3 protein-coding genes are annotated in these 10,639 nt (G+C 40.8%); all 3 read right to left on the bottom strand.

Annotation, left to right across the window (positions count from 1 at the left end; all coding sequences use genetic code 11):
* Positions 1–319: 319 nt before the first annotated feature.
* Genes ACPF9A_RS16500 through ACPF9A_RS16490 form a run of 3 tightly spaced genes read right to left on the bottom strand, consistent with a single transcriptional unit; the run spans position 320 to position 10,212 of the window.
* Positions 320–2,257 carry an OmpA family protein gene (locus tag ACPF9A_RS16500; protein ID WP_423998560.1) on the bottom strand — a complete coding sequence of 646 codons (1,938 nt, stop codon included), beginning with the start codon at positions 2,255–2,257 and terminating at the stop codon, positions 320–322.
* A gap of 11 nt (positions 2,258–2,268) precedes the next feature.
* Entirely contained in the window at positions 2,269–3,201 is a 933-nt protein-coding gene (locus tag ACPF9A_RS16495; RefSeq protein WP_423998562.1) for a PorP/SprF family type IX secretion system membrane protein, read from the bottom strand.
* Positions 3,202–3,225: 24 nt separating this feature from the next.
* On the bottom strand, positions 3,226–10,212 hold the full coding sequence (locus ACPF9A_RS16490; RefSeq protein WP_423998561.1) for an Ig-like domain-containing protein: 6,987 nt from the start codon (positions 10,210–10,212) through the stop codon (positions 3,226–3,228).
* Positions 10,213–10,639: the final 427 nt, after the last annotated feature.

Genomic DNA, 10,639 nt, shown 5'->3' with positions numbered 1-10,639 from the left:
CATAAAAATAGAACGAGAGACACTTATTAGTTCAACTATTGTTGTCTACCAAGAATAAAATGTTGTGAAATGACGCTTTTTGTATATCAAAATCTTACAAAAACATGCATTTCATCGATAAGAATATAAAAATCAACAGTTTATAAAACTTGAATTTTTGTAAGAATTTTGATTTCTATACAATTTAACATCCACCTGATCTTCCATTTTTATCTCAAAAACAGAACAAATCATATACTAGTTTTTATTGCGATTTATCCACAAAAAAAGGGAAGGAGCAAAGCTCCTTCCCTTTTCAATATGTATTGGTCTATGTTGGTTATTCTACCACAATAAACTCCGACCTTCTGTTGAGTTGATGATCCTCTTTGCTACATGGTACATTGTTGCTACAGTTGTTTGTAAGCTCCGTTTCGCCGTAACCTTCATATGAAATCCTGTCGCTCGGGATACCTGCCGCTATCAAATATTCCGCAGTTGCCTTTGCCCTGTTAGCTGATAATCGCATGTTGTACGCATCGTTCGCCCTTGAATCGGTATGCGAACGTACCTGTACGTTTACGTTCGGGTATTCGTTCAGGTATGCCAATACCTTGTTGATACTGATCCTTGCATCCTCTCTGATGAAGTACTTATCAAAATCGAAGTAGATCGGTTCTATGTTCAAGTATTTCGCAAGGTCGGTGCCTACAGGTGCGGATGGGTCAACTTGTGCCAGTACGATCTCTATGCCCATGGCGTCTTCAGCTTTGACGGTCATGAAGGTCTTGTTACCTTCTTCGTAATCCGTCTTGGTGGCTACTACCTTATAACTACCTTCTGCGCAGTTGCCTTCCATTTCGAATGCTCCGTTGGCATCGGTGCTCGAGCTCGATACCACTTTGTTATCCTTGTCGTATACCGTTACCGATGCATCCGTTAACAGTGCATTGGTTTTTTGGTCCTTCACGATTCCCGTAATATTTGTATGGCAGGTGAAGTCCAACGGCGTCATTTCTACAAAACTGTAGATATCGTCATTGCCCTGTCCGCCTTTTCTATTCGAAGCGAAAAAGCCTTTCTTGGTCTCTTCGTTTATAATATATGAGAAGTCGTCTTCCTCTCCGTTCAAAGGGCGTCCTACATTGTAGATCTCTCCCTTTTCATTGTTCAGGTCCGTTGCGAAGACGTCAAGTCCCCCTAGTCCCGGATGCCCATCGGAAGAGAAATAGAGTTTATCGCTCATGGTCACAAAAGGGAAGGTCTCCCTTGCCTCTGTATTGATTCGTTCTCCCAGGTTCAGTGGTGTACTAAATGTACCGTCCTTGTTGATGTCCACAACGTAGATATCCGATTCCCCTTTCGTTCCCGGCATATCAGAGGCGAAGTATAGTTTCGTCTCGTCGCTATTCAGCGTTGGGTGTGCAACCGAGTAGCTGTCCCCGTTAAAGGGCAGTTCTTCGATATTTTTCCATTCGCCGTTTTCTTTGGTAACCCTGTATATCTTTAGTCTACTGACTCCTTCCTCGTCCCTTTCGAACTTGCCTTCATCGGAATTGTTACGTGTAAAGTACATCGTACTTCCGTCCTTGGTAAATGCAGTCGAGGATTCATGGGTCTTCTTGTTCAATCTTTTACTGAGCTTGTCTACATTGGTAAAGTTACCTTGGTCGTCCTGTTCCGCTTTGTACAGGTTCAAGAAAGATCCGTTGTTCCATCTATGGATGTTCTTCGTTAATAGTCCGCTGTCCCTTGCCGTAGAAAACACCAGTCCTTCTTCATAGAAAGAGGGTGCAAAGTCCGATACCTTCGAGTTCAGCCCTATGTTCTTTAGTTCGTACCTGCCCGAACGTTCCTCGATCTGTTCCAGATAATCTTGGTTATCGCTATATAGTAATCCGCGTTGATCGTTAGATCTTGCCGCTTTGAACTTGTTCATCCAAGTGTCGGATTCCGTATAGTTTTCTAAAGATTTTAAGGTCTGTGCATAACGGTACATATACTCCGGGTCGATATCCGTTCCTTCCAATGCGAACAGTTTACCGTACCAGCTAGATGCCTCTTCATAGTTCGCGTTCAAATAGTTTGCGTTCCCTAGGTTCTTATAGATATCCTCCTCCGTATTTCCGTCCTTGACCAACTCTTCGTACGATTGTATCGCCGAGGCATAGGCGTAGTCCGTGAATTTTGTATCCGCTTTCTGTATCTTCTTGTCCTGTGCGTTTGACATCATAGCCATTACCGCCAAGCCACAAAAAATATATCCTGTTTTTTTCATGTCGTTTTTTATTAAAAGAATCTTGGGGTGATCACTCGTTTGTACTTGTTCAAAAATTCATATCTAAGCATGATCTCGAAAGACCCGTCGTTGAACCTGGTAGCTCCAAGATCGGTCGTTTCCTTATCATATGCCAGACCCAACATCAACTGGTCGTTCAGCTGGAAACCGAACAGGGCGCTGATCGCCGCGTCCCATCTATACGCAGCTCCCAAAGAGAACTTGTCGTTGAACAAAAAGTTCGCACTTAGGTCTAATTGTAACGGTGCGCCCTTTACAGCTTTTATAAGTGCCGCAGGCTTGAACTTTACGTTGTTATTCAGATCGAACACGTAGCCCGTGATCAAATAGAAGTTCATACGTTCTTGTGCGATCAGGCTAGAACTGTTCGTATCCGAACTGTCGAAATGCTCGGTCTGTAAAAAGTTAGGTACCGATAGTCCCGCATAGAACTGGTCCGTATGGTAATAGATCCCCGCTCCGAAGTTCGGTGAGAATTTGTTGTCGATGTTCGGTAGGTTGCTCTCCGCCCCGTAGTTCCTCAGTTTCGTGAAGTCCACGTTGAACAGGTGTCCGCCGGCTTTTAGACCGAACGACAGCTTCCCCTCCTCCGAGGTCTTTACCGTATAACTGAACGCGGCATCTATATACGTATCCTGGTTGGTACCGTTACCGATCTCGTCGTTCACCACCGATAGTCCCAATCCTACATGTTCGGATACCGGTGTATGGAAGTTAAGTGTCTGCGTCGTAGGTGCGCCGTCAAGGCCCACCCACTGCGAACGGTGAAGGGCCGCTATGCTCAATACTCCCCGTGAACCTGCATACGCAGGGTTCACCGATATCGTATTGTACATGTACTGCGTGTACTGCGCGTCTTGCTGCGCATGGCCCATAAAGAGTCCCGCTACGGTAATTATAATGGTTAGAAAATATTTGTTCATCGTATCTTTTTTAAAGGGATTTTTTTATCTGTTGATGTATAGGTAACCCGACTTGTCCAAGTTATCTCCGTTGTTATTATACTTGATGATATAGAAATACACGCCTACAGGAAGTTCTGAGTCTTCACTAATCGTTGCCCTACCGTTAGATACACCTTGGAAGGTATTTGTAACATTGTCATAACCTGACATTTCGTAAACAACTATTCCCCATCGGTTATAGATCTGTACCGTATTGTTAGGGAATGACTCGATATTTTCTATTCTGAAAAAATCGTTCGTACCGTCACCGTCAGGTGTTATGACCTCATTGGAAACCGCTATGCCAGAGTCAACTACTTCTGCGTTACAACCGGCATCTAGACTTGGAACTCCGCCTATGGAATGACATGGATCTAATGGATCCGTGCCGTCCTCGACCTCTTGACCATCCGGTATAGTATCTCCATCGGTGTCCGCATTGTAAGAATCTGTTCCTATCGCATCCTCTTCAGATGTCGTCAGACCATCTCCATCACAATCACTATCTGGTAAAGCAGTTCCATCTACATGGTCACAATCATCTAAAGGATCAGTGCCGTCCAATACTTCCTGACCGTCAAGAATACCATCCCCATCGGAATCAGGATTATTAGGATCTGTGCCTAAAGATGCTTCCTCTTCATTTGTAAGTCCGTCATTATCAGAATCACAAAGAGGGTGGTTTAGATCAGGATCACAGGCATTTAATGGGTCACTAGTTCCGTTAGGTATTAAGACTGTACTCGGATTATCGATTCCAGTGCTTTCTTCGCAATCAGTTAATCCATCACCGTCAGTATCAGTAATATCTGAACATTCAACAGTAATAGCTACGCTACCCGTATCTGTAAGTCCATCTTCGTCTGCTACGGTATAGTCAAACCCAGTACTTGTACTACCTGCAGGAGGCGTTACATTTAAGGTTCCATCGGTTAATAATTCAACAATAGTTCCGTCAGTTAAAGTGACACTAGAACCCGGAGTAATCGCTAAAGGATTAGCAACATCAGCAGGATCAATAATCTCAGTTATTGAAAGATTTGCATTGTCTCCATCAGGATCATCATCACCAGTTAAAACATCAATATTTGTTGCAACAGCAGGATCTATCGTTGCTGAATCATCATCTGCTACTGGTGGTAATTGTGTAAATGCAATAGCTACGCTACCAGTACCAGTAAGTCCATCTTCATCTGCTACTGTATAGTCAAAACTGATTGGCTCCGTACTATCAGTTGGAGGCGTTACCTCTAAAGTACCATCCGTATTAAGAGAAACAATAGTACCATCAGAAAGGGTAACTGGACTAGTCGTACTTATAGCTTGTCCTTCTACTTCTGTGATAACAAGATTTGCATTGTCTCCATCAGGATCATTATCACCATCTAAAACATCAACGGTAAGATCTGTATTTATGGTTGCCCCAGTTACCGTTTCATCATCTGCTACTGGTGGTTGATTTACAGTAATAGCTACGCTACCCGTATCTGTAAGTCCGTCTTCATCTTCTAAAGTATAGTCAAACCCAGTACTTGTACTACCTGCAGGAGGCGTTACATTTAAGGTTCCATCGGTTAATAATTCAACAATAGTTCCATCAGTTAAAGTGACACTAGAACCCGGAGTAATCGCTAACGGATTAGCCGTATCTGCAGGATCAATAATCTCAGTTATTGAAAGGTTGGCATTGTCTCCATCAGGATCATCATCACCCGTTAATACATCTACATTTGTAGCCACGGCAGGATCTAAAGTTACGTTCTCATCATCTGCTACTGGAGGTTGATTTACTGTAATAGCTACGCTACCTGTATCAGTTAAACCATCTTCATCTTCTAAAGTATAGTCAAACCCAGTACTTGTACTACCTGCAGGAGGCGTTACATTTAAGGTTCCATCGGTTAATAATTCTACAATAGTTCCATCGGTTAAGGTTACACTAGATCCAGGAGTAATCGCTAACGGATTAGCCGTATCTGCAGGATCAATAATCTCAGTTATTGAAAGGTTGGCATTGTCTCCATCAGGATCATCATCACCCGTTAATACATCTACATTTGTAGCCACGGCAGGATCTAAAGTTACCGTTTCATCATCAGCTACTGGTGGTTGGTTTACAGTAATAGCTACGCTACCCGTATCTGTAAGTCCATCTTCATCTTCTAAAGTATAGTCAAACCCAGTACTTGTACTACCTGCAGGAGGCGTTACATTTAAGGTTCCATCGGTTAATAATTCTACAATAGTTCCGTCTGTTAACGTGACACTAGATCCAGGAGTAATGGCTAAAGGATTAGCCGTATCTGCAGGATCAATAATCTCGGTTATTGAAAGGTTGGCATTGTCTCCATCAGGATCATTATCACCAGTTAATACATCTACATTTGTAGCCACGGCAGGATCTAAAGTTACCGTCTCATCATCTGCTACCGGTGGTAATTGTGTAAATGCAATAGCTACGCTACCAGTACCAGTAAGTCCATCTTCATCTTCTACTGTATAGTCAAAACCGATTGGCTCCGTACTATCAGTTGGAGGCGTTACCTCTAAAGTACCATCCGTATTAAGAGAAACAACAGTACCATCAGAAAGGGTAACTGGACTAGTCGTACTTATAGCTTGTCCTTCTACTTCTGTGATAACAAGATTTGCATTGTCTCCATCAGGATCATTATCACCATCTAAAACATCAACGGTAAGATCTGTATTTATGGTTGCCCCAATTACCGTTTCATCATCAGCAACAGGAGGTTGGTTTACCGTAATAGCTACGCTACCAGTATCTGTAAGTCCATCTTCATCTTCTAAAGTATAGTCAAAACCTGTACTTGTACTACCTGCTGGAGGTGTTACATTTAAGGTCCCATCGGTTAATAATTCTACAATAGTTCCATCGGTTAAGGTTACACTAGATCCAGGAGTAATGGCTAACGGATTAGCCGTATCTGCAGGATCAATAATCTCAGTTATTGAAAGATTTGCATTATCACCATCAGGATCATCATCACCAGTTAATACATCAACATTTGTTGCTACAGCAGGATCTATCGTTGCTGACTCATCATCTGCTACCGGTGGTTGGTTTACCGTAATAGCTACGCTACCCGTATCAGTTAAACCATCTTCATCTTCTAGCGTATAATCAAAACCTGTACTTGTACTACCTGCTGGAGGCGTTACATTTAAGGTTCCATCGGTTAATAATTCTACAATAGTTCCGTCTGTTAACGTGACACTAGATCCAGGAGTAATCGCTAAAGGATTAGCAACATCGGCAGGATCAATAATCTCGGTTATTGAAAGATTTGCATTGTCTCCATCAGGATCATTATCGCCAGTTAATACATCTACATTTGTAGCCACGGCAGGATCTAAAGTTACCGTTTCATCATCTGCTACCGGTGGTTGGTTTACCGTAATAGCTACGCTACCTGTATCAGTTAAACCATCTTCATCTTCTAAAGTATAGTCAAAACCTGTACTTGTACTCCCTGCTGGAGGTGTTACATTTAAGGTTCCATCGGTTGATAATTCTACAATAGTTCCATCAGTTAAGGTTACACTAGATCCAGGAGTAATGGCTAAAGGATTAGCAACATCGGCAGGATCAATAATCTCAGTTATTGAAAGGTTAGCATTGTCTCCATCAGGATCATCATCACCCGTTAACACATCTACATTTGTAGCCACGGCAGGATCTAAAGTTACCGTCTCATCATCTGCTACCGGTGGTTGGTTTACTGTTAAAATAGCACTATCAATTAGTGATACGCATAAGTTATTAGGATGCGTTACTACAACAAAATATTCATTACCATTTAAACTGGTATTAGTTAAAATATTTAATGTATTTGTGGAAGTATCAGTATATGTAGCATCATCTGATAGTAATACACCTCCAGAATTTGGGTCGCCAAGATACCATTGGTACACAAAAGAAGATGATAGATCTGTTGCAGATGTTCCTGTATAATCAGGAGTTGTTGTAGGTGCAGTACCCGTATAATCAGTGGTACTAGTTGCAAGTGCTACAACTTGGAAAGTAGCCGTAGTACTTGGATCTTCAGTTTGATCTGTTGGTGCTGTGGTGATACTTGCTTCTACAGCTGTAGTCTCATTTCCATTTACGCCATCATAGCCACCTGAAATATCACCTCCTCCAGTTACTTGACCATTAACATCAACATTAGTAGGAGCATCACCTAAAATTCCATCACCGTCATCGTCTGTACCACCAGATTCTAAAACATCATTACAGCCATCATTATCGCTATCCAAATCTAAATAATCTGGTGTGCCATCTAAGTCCGTATCATTGAAACAAGACCCAATACGGAAGTTTGTATTTGCATTTCCTGTTGAAGGAGTTGTAGCTCCATATGAAGTAATAGTTACTTGAATAACAATACGATCTATTCCATTAGGAATTTTGAGAACTAACGTATTATCTGCTGGATTTGTATTACCAGTACTTGAAGTTGTAGCGTTATTACCATTTTGAAATGCTGAAAACGTATTTTCTGATTGTGAAATATTAATTCCAATTTCACTGACATAATAGTTAACTTCATCTGCTCCGTTATAAAAATTCACAGAAACTGTTTCTCCTATATCTGCAGCATTATTTTGATCAAAATCGGTAAATATTAAATATAAATCTTCACTTAAAGGAGAAACATCGATGTCCCAGGTAATATATTCATCAAAATTATTATATGTATTTGACACCTCAAATGCATCAGAATCAGAAATGGCATTACTGCTATTAATACCAAAAGTGTCCGTAAAAGTTGGAGTTACAGAAATTCCAGTATCTGAATCTGTAAATACAGTTCCTGATGGTGCTGTATCATCTACTGTTAAACCGAATCTCAAACGATCACAATTTTCCTCTTCTGTATCTAAAATACCATCATTATCGTCATCTAAATCTGCAACATCATTTACACCATCTCCATCTGCATCAGCAACAAGAATAGTAGCTGTGGCTGTGCTACAATTAGTAGTATAATTAACATCAGCTTCACATATTTCATACATAAGTATATATGTACCATCTGGTGTATTTGGATTTACAGTTATAGTACCATCTGTATTTAATGTTAAATTCGCTTGTGTTCCAACCTCTACAATGCTTACTTCACCTACTGCTGTACCAATTGTTGGTGGCGTGATTCCAAAAAAACTATCATTTAAAATAACACTTGGTGTAATTTCTCCGCTCGCTAGTGTTGCATATGAATCATTATTAGCCTCAATACAATTTAAAAAGTCTACCGGGGGAGAATCGAAGTAACACCCAGCGGCCTGTTCTACTCTTACAAAATAAACACCTGCCTGACTTAGGGTAAATGTATTGGCAGTGGTTACCGCTAGGCTAATACCATCCCTAAACCATTCATAACTCAAGTACCCTGTGGAAGCTTCTATATCCAAAGTATTCCCGGACGTGAAGCAATCAGCAACTGTAGTGTTGATCGTTATCTCTGGCGTATCACCGAAACCGGAAAAATATCCTGAAAAACCAGCATTGGGTCCCATGGAACCAATGACCCCAACGGCAATGCTATTATCCGCGACTACGCTAACATCTCCCGTTAAACCGGAGACATAATAGGTTTCGTAAAAACTGTTTCCCATTAAGGGCGATGCCGAAAAATCACCTACCGAAGATGACAAGGTAGTGCCCGTGCCATCGGTAACCTGTATGTTGGTAACCGAGGTGGAAGCCAAAATCGTAACGGCCGAATAATTGGAAGCGTTGCCCGCCACATCATCGATAGCCGATATATTGTTCACTTCTGTTGGATTTAAACAACTTAGCGGGGGAATAAAGTTCATCCCTCCAGTGTTAGTCGCGCTAGTACCTGCTAAGTGTTGGTATGCATAGACACTCCTTGAAGTTTCTATAAACATATTATCGCCTATCCCAACACCACCAAGGTAATTAGTGGCCGGAATTGAAAAATACTCTCCATCGTTTATGGTAGCAATGGCCGTAGTTGAACCATTTACAAAAATATCCGTATTATCCGCAGTTGCAATGATAACGGGAAATTCATAAGCATCTAAACCCGCACCTCTTATAAAGGCGTATTCCCTACCCAAAGTAGAAATGGGGACTGGCTGTGCCATCAGGGCGTCTTGGCCTCCTGTAGTCAGTGGACTAGAAACCAATTGGCCATTGGCCAAGGCAATGGGCTTGGTAGCCGTTATGGTAGCGCCCAGCCAACCATCTTTATTTGCATTGCCTAAGCCTTCTTGACTATGGGCCTCCAAGACAAAGGTTTCTCCTTTATTGAGTATTCTGGTAATGGTGTCGTCGGTTAAACCATCTATATCTGTACCCAATCTAAACTCACATCCTGTATCATATCCGGATATCGTAATTTCCGTATTATCTTCGGTAGCATAGATCCCGAGACTTACAGAGTTATAGTTCTGTACTCTAAAAGCAGGTGTGCCCCCCCAGCGAAAATCCGTTCCCAAAGCTGCCTCTCCCAAACAGGTTAAAATATCTGCCTGTGAGTTCGAATTAACCCTATAATTCACAAAATATTCGTCAGCTGCATTGGTTGCCTCAAAATAAAGACCTGCATCTGTATAGACCACCCCTGTATTGGCTTCAGTAACTAATGTTATATCATTACTATCAGTTCCTAATGACACGAAGCTAGAAAGTTTTTGTGGAGTTGCATTTGTTAAACCAGATACAGTTGCAAATGGGGTTGTAAAATTTGTCCCTTTGTAAACATTAACTGTTATAGGCGTGGTAGACGGTGTTGAAAGATACACCTCATGCACGCTTATTTGAGGCGTTGGTGATGTACTTCCATTAGCCATAGCTTGCTTCATAGGCGGTAGGTAATGCACATTATCTAATTGTGAAAAAACCTGCCCTAGGTTTAATAAAATTATGATAAACGTCATCGCTATTTTAAACGATGGTCTATCAACATCAAAAGATTTATACATGTATTTATATTTCATAATAACAATAATTTGAAAATGGGGGTTAGTGTTTGTAAAATATGTTTATTTTTTGCTTTACTTGAAGAGGAAAAATAAAAGGTTGGTATTTAAAGGTCCAATAACAGAAAAGTATGGGGAATCTTTTTTTCATGGTTTTAGTTGTATGGTTAGTTTGGCATTGTTAAAACTTTGGCAAATATGGCCCTTGTAGATTTCTTAAATTTTTTTTTTGTTGTCTGTATCTTAGATAATGTTGTGAAACTATTATTTTTTAAATGGTGTAGACTTTTTGAGTTACCCTCATTACAGACGGAGATTATATAAACCAAAATAAATTTGTTATTCATCTTAATTGACTTTAAGACACTATTATTAAAATTAAGTCACAATGAAATCATTTCTTACTAAATTCAAATAATTTAAAATTTTATTTGTAGCCTAATTA

This window comes from Maribacter sp. IgM3_T14_3, from assembly GCF_049603095.1.
Classification (GTDB): domain Bacteria; phylum Bacteroidota; class Bacteroidia; order Flavobacteriales; family Flavobacteriaceae; genus Maribacter.
The sequence above is the reverse complement of the archived record's forward strand: the minus strand, read 5'-3'. Positions and strand labels throughout refer to the sequence as shown.